Source organism: Streptomyces sp. NPDC050759, from assembly GCF_044456945.1.
Classification (GTDB): Bacteria; Actinomycetota; Actinomycetes; order Streptomycetales; family Streptomycetaceae; genus Streptomyces.
The window spans coordinates 467,221-483,068 of the sequence record NZ_JBITGI010000003.1; the positions used below are offsets into that span (position 1 = coordinate 467,221).

The window sequence follows — 15,848 nt, forward strand, 5'->3', positions numbered from 1 at the left end:
TCAGCCAGACTGGTCGGCCTTGTCCACGATCTCCTTGAGCTGGTTCATCGCGGTCATGGCGTTGGGCCATCCGGCGTAGAAGGCCAGATGGGTGATGGCCTCGATCAGCTCGTCCTTGGTCACGCCGTTCTCCAGCGCCTTGCCGAGGTGGAAGCCGAGCTGGTCGTTCCGGTACAGGGCGGCGAGAGCGGTGACCGTGACCAGGCTGCGATCGCGCGGGGACAGACCCGGCCGCTCCCAGATGTCGCCGAACAGGACCGTGTCGGTCACCTCCGCGAGCTTGGGGGCGAATTCCTGGATCGCCGGCGGCGCGAACTTCTTCCGTTCGGACATGGGGGGATGCTCCTAGCGTGTGTTTCTGGGATTCAGGCCGGGCCCCATGGGCCGCGCCGAAGGCTAAGGCGGTGTTCTTCGAGCACCAGTTGCCGGTCGCGCATCGATCCTGCCATCCTCGTGCGAACCCGCAAAGGGGAGAATTCCATCCTGGGAATGGCTTATCCAGGGGAGGAATTCTTACCCCCCTCGTCCGCCGCCCCTGTGCCCGCACGCCCCTCGGATCAGAACGTCAGGATCAGCCGACCCCGCACACCGCCCGCGGCGAGGAGCCGGTGCGCTTCGGCGGCATGTTCCGCTGGGAAGGTCTTCGCGATCCGGAGGGTGATGCGGCCTTCCTCCGCTTGCTGCCGGAGCCGGTCGAGCTTGGCATGCTCCTTCACGTAGCTGAACACGACGATCGGCTCGAACACGACGTCTCGCTCGCCGGGGCCGTCGTAGCCGCGCAGTGTCACCACCCGGCCGCCGTCGCGGACCGCCCGAGCGCAGAGGGCGCCGAGTGACGCGGCGTCGACGAGTCCGTCGACGCCCTCCGGGACCTCCGCGCGTACCCGGTCCGGGTACTCGGCGCCGCGACGGAGTACGACGTCGGCACCGAGTTCCTTGATCAGGGTCTCGTCCTGGTCCGAGGCGTCGGCCACCACGCGCAGCCCGTCCGCCTTGGCCAGCTGGACGGCGTAGCCGCCGACCGCGCCGGCCGCTCCGGTGATCGCGAGGGTCTGGCCGGGTGCCAGGCCGAGCGTGTCCAGGGCCAGGCGTGCGGTGAGGCCGTTCATGGGCAGCGACGCGGCCTGCGCGTCGGTCGCGCCGAGGGGGGCGCGGACGACCGACTCCACCGGGACCACGACCTGCTCGGCATAGGCGCCGTGCACGCCGTCTTGGAGCACGATCGCCATCACACGGTCGCCGACGCTCAGATCCGTGCCCGCACCCGTGCCGATCTGGTCCACGACCCCTGCGGCTTCCATGCCGGGAACGAACGGCGGCTGGGCGTCCGGCGACCGGGCGGGTCCGCTGCGCTGGAGGGCGTCGACCGCGTTGACCGTCGCGGCGTGCACCCGGATGCGTACCTCGTCCGGACCGGCCTCGGGCGTGGGCAGCTCCAGGATCTGAAGCACCTCCGGCCCGCCGAATTCCGTGAAACCTACAGCCTTCATCGAATTACCTCATTGCTCGGCATGCGGTCGTTGAGGTGTTCGACATTTCCGCCTCGGGCACGGCCGGAAAAGGGGAAGGTTCTTGGCGGGGATGCGGTGATAGGGGGGACGAATTCATCCCTCCATGCTCGTGACAAAGGCCCTATCAGGCGCACGTGGGCGAGGGCTCAGGTGACGGTGTCGGACGCCGTCCGTTTCCGGTCCGCGGCCCAGGAGGCCAGGAGGCGCAGTCCGTCGTGGGACGGGGATCCGGGTTCGGCGTTCCACACGATGATGTGCTGATCGGGGTCCGTGCCGCAGGTGAGCGTGTTCCAGTCGAGGGTCAGCTCGCCCACCACCGGGTGATGAAGCTTCTTGGTGCCCTTGCCCCGCGCCGCGACGTCGTGTTCGGTCCACCATTGCCGGAACTGTTCGTCGCGGGCGGAGAGTTCCTCGACCAGTGCGGTGAGGCGCTCGTCGTCGGGGTAGCGTGCGCTCTCCATGCGCAACTGAGCGATGGCCAGCCGCGTGACCTCTTCCCAGTCCGCGTACAACTCGCGCATCCAGGGTTCGGTGAACAGCAGCCGGACAAACACGCGCTCCTGTTCCGGATAGTGTCCGAAATCGGTCCACAGGGCGGCGGCGAGCTGGTTCCACCCCAGGATGTCGGTCCGCCGGCCGATGACGAAGGCCGGGGAGGCGGTGAGATCGTCCAGCATGCGCTGCAGCTGTGTGTCCACCTGTTGGCGCTCGTCCGACGCGGATGGACGCCCCCGCTCTTTCGCCGCGAGGTCGAAGAGGTAGGTGCGCTGGTCGTCGTTCAGGCGGAGCACCTGGGCGATCTCGTCGAGCAGCGGGCCCGATGCCTGGAGGCGGCCCTGTTCGATGCGCGTGTAGTACTCAGTGCTGATCGCGGCGAGAAGCGCCACTTCCTCACGACGTAGACCGCTCACACGCCGCCGTTGCCCTGCGCGAAGTCCGACCTCGGAGGGGCTGAGCTCGGCACGGCGGGCCTTGAGGAACTCACCCAGCTCGTTCAGATGGGGGTTGCGGTTCATGATGTGCAGCCTCGCACAGAAGCCCGGCGTTGTGAGGGGGAGCGATCCTGCCTACGTCGGGCTGCCGAGCGAAGAGGGGTCGGCGGTCCGGAATGCGTTCCGGGGGCCGCCGAGTCCTCTTCCGCGTGCAGCTGAGTTGTCAGCGCAGTGCCTTGACCAGTTCCTGAGCCAGGGGGACGGCCGAGCCCGGGTTCTGGCCGGTGTACAGGGTGCGGTCCACCTCCACGTGCGGGGCGAACGGCTCGGTCTCGCGGTAGTCCGCGCCGAGTTCGCCCACGAGGCGGTCCTGCAACAGCCACTTCGCGCGGTCCGCGAGACCGTTGAGCTTCTCCTCGGCGTTGGAGAGGCCGGTCAGGCGGTAGCCGGCGAACGGGGACGTCCCGTCCGGGCCGATCGTGGCCAGCAGCGCCGCGGGGCCGTGGCACACCAGCGACACCAACTTGCCCGAGGCGAGCCAATCGGTGAGGAGCCTGCCGGAGGCGGCGTTGTCCGGCAGGTCCTCCATCGGGCCCCAGCCGCCGGGGTAGAACACGGCCACGTAGTCGTCTATGGTCACGTCCTCGATGCGCATCGGCTTGGCCAGCTCGGTCGCCTCGCTCAGGGCGGTCCGCATGCGCTGGGCGCCTTCCTCGCCGCCGTTGAACTCCGCGGTGAGGCTGAGCGCATCAGCGGTGGGCGGCACGCCGCCGGGGGTCGCGGCCGCGATCTCGTATCCAGCATCCTTGAAGACCTGGTACGGGCCGACTGCTTCCTCGGCCCAGAAGCCGGCCGACTGCCGGGTTCCGTCGGCCAGCGTCCAGTGGTCGGACGCGGTGATCACGAAGAGGATCTTCGCCATGGGTGACTCCTGACGGGTGGGGGGCGCTCAGCCCTTGAGGGCTTCCTGGAGGACGTGGCTGTCAGCGGCCTGCCGCATGCTCACGGCCTTGCCGTCGCGGACGGTCCACAGGTGGATGAAGCGGACGTCGGCCTTGTTCCCGGTCTTCGTCTCGGCGTGGTAGTGCCCGAACACGAAGACATGGCCTTCGTCGTCCGCGTAGAACTCCTCGGGCACCGCTCCGAACGACTCGTAGTTCGGCATCGTCCTGCCGAAGAAGTCCTGCGCCGCGCTGGCCCAACCGTGGTACACGCCGCTGTTCGGGAAGCCGGGGGTGATGTCCCACACGAGGTCGGAGGCCATGACCTCGTCGGTGACCTCCGGGGCCATTCCGGACTCGTACAGTCGGCGGATGAGGGCGAGGCTCGGGGAGTCGGACATGGTTGCTCCTTGCAGGGGGACTGGTTCGGATACGGAAGGAAGACCTGGTGATCAGGCAGCGAGAGCGGCCCGCCCGGCGCGGAAGACCGCGGCCTGGCGCGCGACGCGCGCACCCAGGTGCTCGGCGGTGGCGAGGTCCGACTTGTGGACCGCTTCCGGACCTGCGTCGGTCGGGCTCTGGGCGCCGGCACCCATGAAGAAACCCAGCCGGTTGATGTCGTCCTCGCTGCCCGTGGTGGAATCCCAGCCCGGCATCAGACCCAGGCTGATCCAGTGCATGCCGTGCTGGGCGGCCAAGGTGGCGAAGTAGCCAAGGGTGGACGACTTGTCGCCGCTCTTGGCACCGGAATTCGTGAAGCCCGCGGCAAGCTTGTCCGCCCAGGCATGGGAGAACCAGCGCTTGCTGCTGGCCTCGGCGAACTCGTGGAAGGCCGCGGAGGCGGTGCCCATGTATGTGGCGGCACCGAAGATGATCGCGTCCGCGGCATCCAGGTGCGCCCACTGCTCGTCGGTGATGGTGTCCACGGAGATTGAAACGACCTCGGCGCCGGCTCCCGCCGCGCCACGCGCCACGGCTTCGGCGACGACAGCTGTGTGGCCGTAGCCCGAATGAAAGGCAATGGCGATTGTGGTGCGGTCCGGATGGGACATGTCGATCGGGCTCCTCGAAAAATCTGTGGACCATTAGAGGATGGCGAAGAACTCCGCCATCTTGGGGATCGCCTGATCCACGTACTCAGGCACGTCGTACAGTGCGATATGAGTCGCGCCGTCTACGATGAACAACTCCTTCGGTCCCTTGGAAAGCTCGTAGGCCTGGTCGCTGAACACCTTTGTGTCCGCCTTGCTCCCTGCGATGAGGAGCAGCGGCTGGGTGAGCAGTTCAGGGATTTGGTCGAACGCCGAGAAGGCGAACATCTTGTCCATGCTGGTCAGCAGGAAACGACCCTTCGCATTGGGGTGCTGACCTCGCGGTGTCCTGTAGTAGTCGTATCCTTCGCGCAGGAGGTCCGGCGTGCTTTCGTTGATCTCCTCCAGCGTTTCCGGGACGAACGGGGCGTACAGAGGCTGTGCTCCTCCTGCTTCCGCCGTGCGCTGCTGGGCGACCATTTCCAGCGTGCCGATCTGCTCGGCCACCGGGGACAGATGCCCCAGGAAGCCCCTGGAACCCTCACCCATCGGAGCTGCGCTGACGGTAGCGACTGCCTTGAAGCGACGTTCGGTCTGGGCCACGCTGATCGCGTAGCCGCCGCCGGCGCAAATGCCGAAGACCCCCATGCGGTCGGAGTCGACGAACGGAAGCGTGGTGAGGAAATCGGCTGCACAGCGAGCGTCTTCCACCCGGGTGGTCGGGTCTTCCAGGAGACGGGGTTCACCACCACTCGCTCCTTGGTAGGAAGAGTCGTAGACGACGGTGACGAATCCGTGCTCGGCGAGCCTCTTGGCGTAGTGGCCGATGGTCTGTTCCTTTACGCCGCCGGCCGGATGAATTCCGACGAGTGCCGGATATTTCTTGTCTTCGCTGAAGTTTTCTGGCAGATGGAGATGTCCCGCAATCTCCACTTCCTTGTTCCTGAACGAAACGGTTTCGACCATGGCGCCTGGCCTTTCGTGGCGCTGGGCAAGTAATTGCCCCTGTTTTGGGTTCGTGTTCTCCGTGGGCCGGCCCCGGTTGCCGGCCGCGGGTTGACCCTGCCATCCTCGTGCGAGCCCCCAAAGGGGAGAATTCCATCCTGAGAATGGCTTATCCAGGGGAGGAATCCTTACCCTCCTCGCGCAGACCGAGCGGTGCGAGACTGGCCGTCGGACTGCGCTTCCTGGCGTCGTGGACTGCTGCCCCGTATCAGCGGACGCGGGATGCGACAGCATGACCTGGGGCGCCGGTCCGGCGCGAGCGGCGCGTTCACTTCTTGGGCGCGTTCCAGAGCTCGCTGAGTTCCGCCCAGTCCGGAGCCGGGCTCTGCAACGCGGTGGGCCCGTCGGTGGTCGATGTGCGCAGTCCGGCGAGGATCAGGTCGAGGTACCGCAGGTGGAGCGTGGTGGCGCGTTCGTCGGTGACGGGGATCCGTGCGGTGAGGTGTTCGAGCAGCAAGGGAACGTCGGCGGAGGTGAAGTCGGCGCGCAGCACGCCTGCGCGGTGAGCGCCGTCCACCAGGTCGTCGAGGGCGGCCCGGAGTCGGGCGGCGGATGCCACGATGTCGTCGGTGGCCGGCAGCCGGCCGCCGATCAGGGGGAGGAGCGGGCCGCCCGCCCCCTGGGCCGAGAGCGCGTCCCGCAGGAAGCGGGCGAAGGCCGCCCATGGTTCGGGTTCTTCGGCGAGGGCGGTGCGGGCCTGGGTGACGAGCTGCTCCATCCCCACGATGCGCATCCGTTGAGCCAGCATCTCCTTGCTGGGGTAGCGGCGGTAGAGGCTGCCCATGCCGATGCCTGCCCGGCGGGCGATCTCCGAGACGGGCGCGTCCCAGCCGAGCTCGGCGAAGACTTCGCGCGCAGCCTGCATGAGGCGGTCGTCGTTGCGGTCCGCCTCCCGTCGGCGGCCGCGCGGTCTGCCGGTCTGCGTGTCACCCATGGGCAGGTATTTTCCTCTACCGGCGTGCCAGGCCGTACCCACCGTCGACGGTGAGCACCTCGCCGGTCAAGAAGGCGGCTTCCTCACCGAGGAGCATCACGATCGCCCGGGCCACGTCCTCCGGTTCCGCGACCCGCCCCAGGGGTGTGTTCTCCGCCAGCAGCCGCTGGAAGTCCTGCGGCATGTGTGCGCTGCTCTCGGTGCGGACGTAACCGGGTGCCACGACATTGACGTTGACGCCGAGTGGACCGGCCTCGTGGGCGACGAAGCGGGCGAAGGTGTTCAGGGCGGCCTTGGCGGTGCCGTGGGCGGTCATGCCCGGGGCCGGCGGACCATCGGCCACGGCGCTGGAGACGTACACGATCCGGCCCTGCCCTCGGGCGCCCATGAGTTCCAGTGCCCGCTGGGTGAGCGTATAGACGGATGCGAGTTCGCTCGTCACCTTCGTCCTGAAGTCGTCCCAGGCGAGGGTCTGCACCAAAGTGGGCGTGAAGCGAGCGCCGGCGTTGCAGACGAGGACGTCCAAGCACCCGTCGACCGCGGAGCTCTCCAGCAGTTCGGCCGCCTGGATGGGGTCGTACACGTCGGCCTGCACGGCGAAGGCTTCGCCGCCGTCGGCCTCGATGAGCTGGACCACCTGGTCGGCCGCCTCGCGGTGAGAGAAGTAGTTGACGGCGACGCGGTAGCCGCGAGCTGCCAATGCACGCGAGGTGGCAGCTCCGATTCCCCTGCTGCCGCCGGTCACCAGGGCCGTGGGCTTGGTCGTGGCGTTCATGGGTCCTTCCACGTTCGGGTGCTCTGTCACCCAACTTATCGGAGCGGAGCGCTCCGTTCAAAAAAGTGCCCCAGAAGGGGAATCGACCTTTCCGGCGCCGTGTTGTCCTGTGACATGAGCGAAGCAGTAGTAGCGCGTGCCTACGGTGGTCCTGAGGTGCTGTCGGTGATCGATGTCGCCGTAGGGGAGCCAGGGCCGGGTCAGGTGCGCATCGAGGTCCGCGCCGTCGGCGTCAACCCCTTCGACCACAAGATGTACAGCGGTGCCTTCGGAACCGATCCGGCGAATCTGCCGATGCGGCTCGGCGCCGAAGCGGCCGGTGTGGTGACCGCTGTCGGTGCCGACGCGACCGGCCCCGCGGGCCCGATCCGGATCGGCGACGAGGTGATCGCATACCGCGCGCCCGGCGCGTACGCGGCCGAACTCATCGTCCCGGCGTCGTCGGTGGTGCCCAAGCCCGCTGCTCTCTCCTGGGAGCAGGCGGGAGGACTGATGGTCACGGGCGTCACCGCGGTGCACGTCCTCGAAGCGATCGGCCTGCGTGAGAACGATGCCGTGCTGATCCACGGCGCCGCGGGTGGCGTCGGCCTGATGGCCGTGCAGCTGGCTGTCGAGCGCGGCGCGAGGGTGCTGGGGACGGCGAGCCCGGCCAAGCACGACGTGCTGCGCGACCTGGGGGCGATTCCGATCGCGTACGGGCCGGGTCTGGCGGACCGGGTGCGTGCGGCAGCGCCGCAGGGCGTCCATGCGGCGGCCGACCTGGTGGGCACCGACGAGGCGGTGGACGTCTCGGTGGAGCTGGTGGCGGACCGGTCCCGCATCGCGAGTGTTGCGGGGTTCGAACGCGGGGCCCGAGCCGGCATCAAGCTCCTGGGCGGCGGGCCCGGCGCGGACCCCGGCACAGAAATCCGCGCCGCCGCGCGCCTGCAGCTCACCGAAGCCGCGGGGGCCGGGCGGCTGCGGGTCCTGATCGCCGCCAGCCATCCGCTGCGCGAAGCCGCCGCAGCGCATCGGCAGATCATGACCGGGCACACGACGGGGAAGATCGTCCTCGTCCCGTGACCCGACCCCCGGCTGCACCGGCGGCGGCGCTGTGAGAAGAGACGGGGCAGTGCCCGAGGGGAAGCGAAGGGATGGGCAGAGATCCGCTGCCCACTTGCTGGCGGCGGTGGGGATCCCTGGGATCTTCGGCACGCACCCGCTTCAGGAGGCAGGGCCGTCCTTCCAGCGAGTGGTCGGTGCTTTCGTCGCCGGCTGAGCGGCGTCGCCGTGGGGTGTGCCCCATCGCAGCCGGCGTGCGATGCGCCGAGACCATGCGGGAGGAGTCGGCGTGCGCCGGGGCAGTCCCCGGACGCACAAGTGTGGCGTGTCGACCGACGGGTTCAGGCGTTGCGTACCGTCTTGCTCACATGGTCGAGCAGCGTCAGCAGCTGCGCGCTTTCTTCCGGTCCCAGCCCCTCGGTGACGTGGCGCTCGATGTCGGCGATCACCTGGTCGGCCGCGCGCAGCGCTTCCCGTCCGGCGTCGGTGAGGTGCAGCTCCTGCACGTGCCGGTGGCGCGGGTGCTCGCGCCTCTCCAGCTGCCCGCGGCCCTCCAAGCGTGCCACGAGGGAGGCGACGGCCTGGGGGGTCACGTTGAGGCGGCGGGCCAACTCGGCGCCGGCCAGCCCTGGTTCGCTGTGCACCGATATCAGCAGGGTGTAGTGAGCGGCGGCCATGCCCAGCGGGCGTAGCCGCTGTTCCTTGAGTGTCAGCACCGCCAGGTCCGCGCGGCGCAATGCCCAGGTCACCCGGTCGAGCGCGCCGAGCCCCACAGGCTCCTCGTCATCACGTATCACCTGCCAAGGGTACGACACTTCATAACTATCAAGCGTTTGACACTAGGCTAACGCTTGAGACATGCTCGACGTATGACTCGCACGATCGCTCTCATCACCGGCGCTTCCTCCGGCATCGGCGCCGAATACGCCCGTCTGCTCGCGGACGACCACGACCTCGTCCTGGTGGCGCGCCGCGCGGACCGACTCGGCCGCTTCGCGGAGGAACTCCGCGTCCGGGGTGCCGCCGTGGAGGTGCTGCCCGCTGATCTCGGCACCCACGAGGGCATCTCCGCTGTCGTGGGTCGCCTCGCCGCGGGGGACGTGCGCCTGCTGGTCAGCAACGCGGGCGCCGGCGGCTACGCCCCGCTCGTCGATGTCGACCCCGCCGACGTCGACCGACTGCTCACCCTCAACGCCGTGGCCCCCGTTCAGCTGGTCCGCGCCGCGCTTCCCGGAATGCTCGCCGCCGGAGAAGGCGCGATCATCACGGTGGCCTCGCTGCTGGCCTTCAGCGGGGGCCTCGACGACCCACGCGCACCCCGACGCACTCTCTACGCGGCGGCGAAGGCCGCAACCGTCGCCTTCACCCGGACCCTCGCAGGTGAGCTGGCCGACACACCCATCCGTACGCAAGTGCTGCTGCCCGGCGTCGTGGCCACGGAGTGGAACGAAGGCGTCGGCCGCGACATCCCCTGGGCGATGACCCCGCAGGACGTCGCCTCGGCCAGCCTGGCCGGCCTGCGCCTGGGGGAGACAGTGTGCGCCCCTGGTCTGGAGGACCAGGCCGCCGCCCTTGACGCCCTGCTGGCCGCGGAGTCCGCTCTGCTCACCGGCGGCAACCAGCCCACCCCCGCGGCTCGCTACCGCAACGCGCAGGTGTAGAAGCGGGCGTCTCCTCGGCGCTGCCCCCGACCGGGCCGCGGGTCGCCCTCCGACGGCTGCGCAACATCACCCCGCCGAGAGCGCATCCGGATATGCGGCCACCGATGCCCCACTGCCGTCGGCCCGCGCCGACTGCAGTCCAGCGGCCACTGTGCCGAAGACCTCGTCCGCCACCTGCCCTCAGCCATGGGTGCACCTCACGCGGGCGGACGTAAGAAAGACAGGGGAAGACCCATGACCGACAACAGCCCGACGATCACACGTGACGGCGTCATCGGATACGACGCGACCGAGATCGTCACCATCGACCAGGCCACCGGAGCCGAGTTCGCGCGCTACCCCGTGGCCGGCAAGGAAGAGGCAGCCGCAGCCGTCGCCGCCGCGCGCTCGGTCACCGGGGCCTGGTGGGACCTCGGCTTCGAGGGCCGCGCGGAGCGACTGCGCGCGTGGCGGCGGCAGATAGCTCTGAGTGGTGAGGAGGGCGCCGCACTCATTCACGCCGAGAACGGCAAGCCCCTCGACGACGCCCGCGTAGAGGTGCTCGGCACGCTCGAGCACGTGCAGTACGCCGCTGACAACGCCGCGCGTGTCCTGGAGCGTCGCGAGGTTCCGGGTAGCCCCACCACGCCCAACCAGCGTGCGTGGGTCGAATACCAGCCCTACGGCGTGGTCGGCGTCATCGGCCCGTGGAACTTCCCCTTGCTCACTCCCGCGGCCATCCTCGTCGACGCGCTCGCGGCCGGGAACGCCGTGGTCCTCAAGCCCAGCCAGATCACGCCCGGCGTCGCCGAATGGCTCGTCCGAACCTGGCAGCGTGCCGTTCCGGAGCTGTCGGCCGTCCTGCAGAGCCTGAACGGATACGGGGCCACGGGGCAGGCGCTCATCGAGGCGGGCCTCGACAAACTGGCGTTCACGGGCAGCGTCGCCACGGGTAAGGCGGTGGCCGCCCAATGCGCTCAGACCTTGACCCCCGTTCTGCTGGAACTCGGAGGCAAGGACGGCGTCATCGTCGCCGAGGACGCCGACCTGGACGAGGCCGCCGCTCACGTCGTGTGGGGCGCCATGCAGAACACCGGGCACGGTTGCATCAGTCTCGAAGTGGCCTACGTCGTCGAGTCGGTGCACGACGAGTTCGTCCGGAAGATCAGCGAGCTTGCCGGGCAGGTACGCGTCGGCAGCGACGAGGACGCGGAGATCGGGCCGGTTCCGCTGCCGAGCCAGACCTCGATCATCCGGGAACACATCAAGGACGCTTTGGACCGCGGCGCAACAGCCACCGTCGGTGGTCTCGACGCAGTGGGTGAACGCTATGTCGCGCCCACCATCCTGGTCGGCGTGGCCCCCGACGCCCTCGCGGCGACGGAGGAGACGTTCGGGCCGACGCTGGCGATCATCAAGGTCGCCGACGCGGATGAGGCCGTCGCTCATATCAACGCCGGCCGGTACGGACTGGGCAGCGCCGTCTTCAGCCGCGACCGCGGCGAGGCCATCGCCCGTCGCCTCCGCGTGGGAATGACCAGCATCAACGATGCCCTGGTGTTCTCCATGAACCCCGCGGTGCCGTTCGGCGGTCGCGGCGACAGTGGTTACGGGCGCAAGCAGGGAGAGGAGGGGCTGCGGGAATTCGCCTACGCGCACTCCTTCACCGCCAAGACCGGCCCCGCCCGGTTCTCCGCCTCGACCTTCGGCAGGCCGCAGGGGGCCATGGCGGGAGCCCTTGCCAGCGTCCGTAAGCAGATCCTGGCCGAGAGCGGCGAGAAGTCGGACTGATTCAACTCACGGGCTGCGACGGACGTTTCGGGCCGAGTCCGGTCCGCCATACGTGCCCCTCACAAGGCAGGCCATCGGCCGCCCGGCATCCGGGTCCCAGACGCTGCGCCGTCTTGGGACCGGGTCCCGGCGCCGGGCCGATGCCGGGGCGCATCGGAGCAACCGGCGCCCCGGCTGTGTGTCGTCCTCCGCGGCGGCCGGATGCGTGCCGCGAGCACGGCTGAGCCGACGAACTGCGGAAGCACCGCAGGTAGCCGCGTAGTACCGCGGTACCACTCGTACGGCGCAGATCAGCCTCCCGGTACCACCGGGTCGGGATGATCCGGCACCTAGCGTTGCCGGTGCGGCGTCGAAGTGACGGACGCCGGAGCCGGACAGAAAGAACGCGGATGATCGACGCACGGCAGCTGACCAAGAAATACGGCGAGAAGACAGCCGTCGACGGACTGGACTTCGTCGTGAAGCCGGGCACGGTGACGGGCTTTCTGGGGCCCAACGGCGCGGGCAAGTCCACGACCATGCGCATGATCGTCGGCCTTGATGCCCCGACGAGCGGCTCCGTCACCGTGAACGGCCACCGTTACGCCTCGCACCGGGCGCCACTCCAGGAGGTCGGCGCGCTCCTGGAGGCGAAGTCGATCCACCCCGGCCGCTCGGCGTACAACCACCTGAGGGCCCTCGCGCTGACCCATGGCATTCCGGGCCGCCGGGTCGACGAGGTCATCGACCTCGCCGGACTGGCCAGCGTGGCGAAGAAGCGGGCCGGTGCCTTCTCCCTCGGCATGGGCCAGCGGCTGGGCATCGCCGCGGCGCTGCTGGGCGATCCGCAGACGGTGATGCTGGACGAGCCGGTCAACGGGCTGGACCCGGAGGGGGTGCTCTGGATCCGCAACCTGCTCAAGGGGCTCGCCGACGAGGGGCGGACGGTGTTCGTGTCCTCGCACCTGATGAGCGAGATGGCCCTGGTCGCGGACCACCTGATCGTCGTAGGGCGGGGCCGGCTGTTGGCCGACACGACCGTCGCGGACCTGATCCGTGAGGCGGGCGGGGACACGGTGCAGGTGGTGACGCAGGATCCGGCGCGGCTGCGGGACGTTCTGGCCGGGCCGGGCGTCGAGGTCACCGGCCGGATCGGCTCCGAGGAGCTCCAGGTGACCGGGCTGAGCGCCCGCGAGATCGGGCTGAAGGCGGCCGAGCACGGGATCGCCCTGTTCGGGTTGAGCGCGCGGACCGTGTCGCTGGAGGAGGCGTTCATGGATCTGACCAGGGATGCCGTGGAGTACCAAGGCTCCACGACCGGCATCGAGACCCTCGGGAGGTCCGCATGAGCACCCTCACCGCAACCGCCGAGGAACCCCGGACCACCCCTGCCCGCCCCGACTACCGGGTGACCGGACGGCGCGTGCTGGCCTCGGAGTGGGCCAAGCTGTGGTCCCTGCGCTCGACCTGGATCACCTTGGGCCTTGGCCTGCTGTTCGTGGTGGCCTTCGGCCTGATCGCCGCGAGCCGCTACAAGTCGGGGATCGACTCCGGCAACCTGGACCGGGACTTCGCCGATTCGACGACCGTGAGCCTGTCCCTCTTCGGTACGAACTTCGCCCAGCTGGCCCTGGGCGTGCTCGGCGTGCTGGTCACGGCGGGGGAGTACTCGACCGGCATGATCCGCTCCACGCTGGCGGCGGTGCCCCGCCGGCTGCCCGTGCTGTGGTCCAAGGCGACCGTGTTCGGGCTGGTCGCGCTGGTGGTGGGGACGCTGGGTGCGTTCGTCACCTTCCTGATCGGGAGCGGAATCGTCTCGGGCACGCCCGCGGCCATGAGCCTCTCGCACGCGGGTGTCCTGCGGAGTCTGCTGGGCGCGGGGCTCTACCTCGGCCTGGTCGGGGTGATCGGCGCCGCCCTGGGCGCACTGCTGCGGTCGGTGGCCGGCGGGATCTCGGTCCTGGTGGCCGCCCTGATGCTGATTCCCGGACTGATCTCCCTGCTGCCGAGCTCCTGGCAGGACGACATCAGCCCCTACCTGCCGTCCAACGCGGGCCAGGCGATGTTCGCCCTGACCCACGACTCCACGACCCTGTCGCCGGGCGCCGGACTGCTGGTGTTCCTGTGCTGGACGGCGCTGGCGCTGGGCGGCGCGGCGTACCGGCTCGTACGCAGTGACGTCTGACGGCCGCACCATGGACCGGTGACGTCCGTGACCACCGATGACATCAGCGGGATGGGACCGCTGGTCGCCCGACTGTCCCGGGGCGGCCAGCGGCTGCGGCATGCCGACCGGACACATCCGTGGGTACTGGACACCGCGGTCGTCGTCCTGGTCTTCCTGATGTTCTGCCTGCCCGACCTGATCCACGGCGGTGCGGACGACGGGGACAGCCCGCGCCGGTTCCGGCTCGCCTTCACCCACCTGCCCGTCGCCGGAATGCTGGCCCTGCAGGCCGGCCTGGTACTGCCCCTGCTGTGGCGGCGGCGCAGGCCCGCAGCGGCCTTCGCCGCCATCACCGCGGTGTTCGTCCTCCAATGGTCCCTGGGCGCGGCGCTGCGCGCGGATGTCGCTCTCTTCGTCGCCCTGTACAGCCTGGCCCTGCACGGGAGGCTGCGGCAGTTGCCGTGGGTCTGTGCGGCCATGGCGGGCGCCATGGTGCTGGTCGCGGTCCGCGTGTCGTCGGTGGTGTCCGTCGGGGACTCGCTGTTCTTCCTGCTGAGCACGGCGACCGCGGCGCTCGCACTCGGCCTGATGGTCCGGATCCGCCGGGCCCAGCTCGCAGGACTGCGGGATCGGGCCGCCCGGCTGGAAATCGAGCGCGACCAGCGCAGCAGGCTGGCCACGGCCACCGAACGCACCCGTGTCGCCCGCGAGATGCACGACATCGTCGGCCACAACCTGTCCGTCATCATCACGCTCGCCGACGCGGGCGCCTACGCCACGGACGTCGCACCCGCACGAGGCAAGGAGGCCCTGGAGCTCATCGGCGACACCGGCAGACAGGCACTCGGCGAGCTGCGGCGCGTGCTCGGCGTGCTGCGCGAGACCGCGGACGGTCCGCCGGACAGGCCCGAGCTCAGCCCGCAGCCCGGCATCGCGGACCTCGAAGCGTTGTGCGCCAAGGTGCGCGCCGCAGGAATGGAGGTCGTCTACCGGACCTCCGGCGACGTGGACACCCTGGACAGCGGGGTGCAGCTGACGGTGTACCGCATCGTCCAGGAAGCCCTCACCAACGTCCTGAAGCACGCCGACTCCGGCACCCGGGTACACCTGGCGATCCTCGTCGAGGACAGCCGGCTGACCATCCGGGTCCTGGACACCGGCCCGGCCACATCATCCGAACCGCCGAACGAGGAAGGACACGGCCTGGTGGGCATGCGGGAGAGAGCGGCCTTGTACGGCGGCACCGTCAGCGCGGGACCGGCGGGCGGCGGAGGATGGAGCGTCGAGGCCGTCCTCGACCTCACGCCTGGAAGCGGCGGTGACCGATGACCACCGTGCTCATCGTGGACGACCAGCCGCTGCAACGTTACGGATTCCACCTGCTCCTGGACTCCGTCCCCGAGACCGACGTCGTCGGTGAGGCCGCCCACGGCGCCGAGGCCGTCCGCAAGACGGCTGAACTGCGCCCCGACGTCGTCCTCATGGACGTCCGCATGCCCGGCATGGACGGCATCGAGGCCACCCGCCGCATCGTCGCCGCGGGCGGTCGCTCGCGCATCCTCGTGCTCACCACCTTCGACCTCGACGAGTACGTCCACGCCGCCATCCGCGCCGGCGCCAGCGGCTTCCTCCTCAAGGACGCCCGCCCCGAAGAACTTCTCGCGGGCATCCGCGCGGTCGCCGTCGGCGACGCCGTCATCGCACCCGCGCTCACCCGCCGCCTTCTTGACGAGTTCGCCCAGTACGTCCCCTCCCACAGAGCTGGTCCCTCCGAGGACCCGAGGCTCATCTCCCTGACCGACCGCGAGCGCGAGATCCTCGTGGCCGTCGGCAAGGGCTGGACCAACGGGGAGATCGCCGCGCGGTTCGTTCTGTCCGAGTCCACGGTCAAGACGCATGTCGGCCGTGTCCTGACCAAGATCGGAGCCCGCGACCGCATCCAGGCCGTGATCTTCGCCTACGACCACGGCCTGGCCCGGCCCACCGTGGACTGAACCGACGAGCGGCGGCCGCATGCGATCATGCCGACCGCGCGACAACCGCTGCCTGCAGGAACCGGATCAGCTCGTGAGCGGGGTGCACCCGCACGGCCGATGAGCGG

General features: G+C 69.5%; 17 protein-coding genes. 7 read left to right on the forward strand and 10 right to left on the reverse strand.

The annotated features are described in order from the left end of the window. The 9 genes from ACIBJB_RS12095 to ACIBJB_RS12135 all read right to left on the reverse strand — a co-directional run bounded on the left by ACIBJB_RS12095 (nt 1) and on the right by ACIBJB_RS12135 (nt 7,129). Nucleotides 1-333 carry a carboxymuconolactone decarboxylase family protein gene (locus ACIBJB_RS12095; RefSeq protein ID WP_329252470.1) on the reverse strand — a complete coding sequence of 111 codons (333 nt, stop codon included), beginning with the start codon at nt 331-333 and terminating at the stop codon, nt 1-3. Between the two features lie 224 nt (nt 334-557). Further along, nucleotides 558-1,490, reverse strand: a complete 933-nt coding sequence (locus tag ACIBJB_RS12100) for an NADP-dependent oxidoreductase (protein WP_398929315.1) — start codon at nt 1,488-1,490, stop codon at nt 558-560. Between the two features lie 167 nt (nt 1,491-1,657). Then, entirely contained in the window at nt 1,658-2,527 is an 870-nt protein-coding gene (locus ACIBJB_RS12105; protein ID WP_398929317.1) for a helix-turn-helix domain-containing protein, read from the reverse strand. Between the two features lie 139 nt (nt 2,528-2,666). After that, complete coding sequence (locus ACIBJB_RS12110) at nt 2,667-3,365, reverse strand: type 1 glutamine amidotransferase domain-containing protein (protein ID WP_398929319.1); 699 nt, start codon at nt 3,363-3,365, stop codon at nt 2,667-2,669. A 27-nt stretch (nt 3,366-3,392) separates the two neighbouring features. Further along, on the reverse strand, nt 3,393-3,785 hold the full coding sequence (locus ACIBJB_RS12115; protein WP_398929321.1) for a nuclear transport factor 2 family protein: 393 nt from the start codon (nt 3,783-3,785) through the stop codon (nt 3,393-3,395). A gap of 51 nt (nt 3,786-3,836) precedes the next feature. Then, the gene (locus ACIBJB_RS12120; protein WP_398929323.1) at nt 3,837-4,436 is read right to left on the reverse strand and encodes a flavodoxin family protein; all 600 of its coding nucleotides are present in this window, start codon (nt 4,434-4,436) and stop codon (nt 3,837-3,839) included. 33 nt (nt 4,437-4,469) lie between these two features. Then, complete coding sequence (locus tag ACIBJB_RS12125) at nt 4,470-5,381, reverse strand: alpha/beta hydrolase (protein WP_398929325.1); 912 nt, start codon at nt 5,379-5,381, stop codon at nt 4,470-4,472. 307 nt (nt 5,382-5,688) lie between these two features. Then, nucleotides 5,689-6,354, reverse strand: a complete 666-nt coding sequence (locus tag ACIBJB_RS12130) for a TetR/AcrR family transcriptional regulator (RefSeq protein ID WP_398929327.1) — start codon at nt 6,352-6,354, stop codon at nt 5,689-5,691. 16 nt (nt 6,355-6,370) lie between these two features. After that, nucleotides 6,371-7,129, reverse strand: coding sequence for an SDR family oxidoreductase (locus ACIBJB_RS12135; RefSeq protein WP_398929329.1), 759 nt, complete (start codon nt 7,127-7,129; stop codon nt 6,371-6,373). Between the two features lie 114 nt (nt 7,130-7,243). On the opposite strand from ACIBJB_RS12135, the gene ACIBJB_RS12140 reads away from it, so the two are divergent. Next, a complete protein-coding gene (locus tag ACIBJB_RS12140) occupies nt 7,244-8,191 on the forward strand; it encodes a zinc-binding alcohol dehydrogenase family protein (protein ID WP_398929331.1) in 948 nt (315 codons plus the stop codon). 320 nt (nt 8,192-8,511) lie between these two features. On the opposite strand, the gene ACIBJB_RS12145 is transcribed toward ACIBJB_RS12140, so the two are convergent. Further along, nucleotides 8,512-8,967, reverse strand: coding sequence for a MarR family transcriptional regulator (locus tag ACIBJB_RS12145; protein WP_391060254.1), 456 nt, complete (start codon nt 8,965-8,967; stop codon nt 8,512-8,514). Between the two features lie 72 nt (nt 8,968-9,039). Here ACIBJB_RS12145 and ACIBJB_RS12150 point away from each other — a divergent pair, with 72 nt between their 5' ends. The 6 genes from ACIBJB_RS12150 to ACIBJB_RS12175 all read left to right on the forward strand — a co-directional run bounded on the left by ACIBJB_RS12150 (nt 9,040) and on the right by ACIBJB_RS12175 (nt 15,741). Next, nucleotides 9,040-9,831 (forward strand): SDR family NAD(P)-dependent oxidoreductase, encoded by a 792-nt coding sequence (locus ACIBJB_RS12150; protein WP_398929334.1) that lies wholly within the window; start codon nt 9,040-9,042, stop codon nt 9,829-9,831. 234 nt (nt 9,832-10,065) lie between these two features. Next, nucleotides 10,066-11,601, forward strand: a complete 1,536-nt coding sequence (locus tag ACIBJB_RS12155; protein ID WP_398929336.1) for an aldehyde dehydrogenase family protein — start codon at nt 10,066-10,068, stop codon at nt 11,599-11,601. Nucleotides 11,602-11,990: 389 nt separating this feature from the next. After that, nucleotides 11,991-12,929 (forward strand): ATP-binding cassette domain-containing protein, encoded by a 939-nt coding sequence (locus tag ACIBJB_RS12160; protein WP_398929338.1) that lies wholly within the window; start codon nt 11,991-11,993, stop codon nt 12,927-12,929. After that, entirely contained in the window at nt 12,926-13,765 is an 840-nt protein-coding gene (locus ACIBJB_RS12165) for an ABC transporter permease (RefSeq protein WP_398929340.1), read from the forward strand. Before ACIBJB_RS12160 ends, ACIBJB_RS12165 begins: the two co-directional genes overlap by 4 nt. Before the next feature lie 27 nt (nt 13,766-13,792). Continuing rightward, nucleotides 13,793-15,076, forward strand: a complete 1,284-nt coding sequence (locus tag ACIBJB_RS12170; protein WP_398929844.1) for a sensor histidine kinase — start codon at nt 13,793-13,795, stop codon at nt 15,074-15,076. Further along, nucleotides 15,073-15,741, forward strand: a complete 669-nt coding sequence (locus ACIBJB_RS12175) for a response regulator (protein ID WP_398929342.1) — start codon at nt 15,073-15,075, stop codon at nt 15,739-15,741. The genes ACIBJB_RS12170 and ACIBJB_RS12175 overlap by 4 nt, the downstream gene beginning before the upstream one ends. The last annotated feature ends 107 nt before the right edge of the window (nt 15,742-15,848 follow it).

Coding starts and splice junctions, on each gene's coding strand:
- ACIBJB_RS12130 (WP_398929327.1), bottom strand. CDS start 6,354: ATGGGTGACACGCAGACCGGCAGACCGCGCGGCCGCCGACGGGAGGCG.
- ACIBJB_RS12100 (WP_398929315.1), bottom strand. CDS start 1,490: ATGAAGGCTGTAGGTTTCACGGAATTCGGCGGGCCGGAGGTGCTTCAG.
- ACIBJB_RS12105 (WP_398929317.1), bottom strand. CDS start 2,527: ATGAACCGCAACCCCCATCTGAACGAGCTGGGTGAGTTCCTCAAGGCC.
- ACIBJB_RS12165 (WP_398929340.1), top strand. CDS start 12,926: ATGAGCACCCTCACCGCAACCGCCGAGGAACCCCGGACCACCCCTGCC.
- ACIBJB_RS12175 (WP_398929342.1), top strand. CDS start 15,073: ATGACCACCGTGCTCATCGTGGACGACCAGCCGCTGCAACGTTACGGA.
- ACIBJB_RS12115 (WP_398929321.1), bottom strand. CDS start 3,785: ATGTCCGACTCCCCGAGCCTCGCCCTCATCCGCCGACTGTACGAGTCC.
- ACIBJB_RS12110 (WP_398929319.1), bottom strand. CDS start 3,365: ATGGCGAAGATCCTCTTCGTGATCACCGCGTCCGACCACTGGACGCTG.
- ACIBJB_RS12150 (WP_398929334.1), top strand. CDS start 9,040: ATGACTCGCACGATCGCTCTCATCACCGGCGCTTCCTCCGGCATCGGC.
- ACIBJB_RS12155 (WP_398929336.1), top strand. CDS start 10,066: ATGACCGACAACAGCCCGACGATCACACGTGACGGCGTCATCGGATAC.
- ACIBJB_RS12135 (WP_398929329.1), bottom strand. CDS start 7,129: ATGAACGCCACGACCAAGCCCACGGCCCTGGTGACCGGCGGCAGCAGG.
- ACIBJB_RS12125 (WP_398929325.1), bottom strand. CDS start 5,381: ATGGTCGAAACCGTTTCGTTCAGGAACAAGGAAGTGGAGATTGCGGGA.
- ACIBJB_RS12160 (WP_398929338.1), top strand. CDS start 11,991: ATGATCGACGCACGGCAGCTGACCAAGAAATACGGCGAGAAGACAGCC.
- ACIBJB_RS12120 (WP_398929323.1), bottom strand. CDS start 4,436: ATGTCCCATCCGGACCGCACCACAATCGCCATTGCCTTTCATTCGGGC.
- ACIBJB_RS12140 (WP_398929331.1), top strand. CDS start 7,244: ATGAGCGAAGCAGTAGTAGCGCGTGCCTACGGTGGTCCTGAGGTGCTG.
- ACIBJB_RS12095 (WP_329252470.1), bottom strand. CDS start 333: ATGTCCGAACGGAAGAAGTTCGCGCCGCCGGCGATCCAGGAATTCGCC.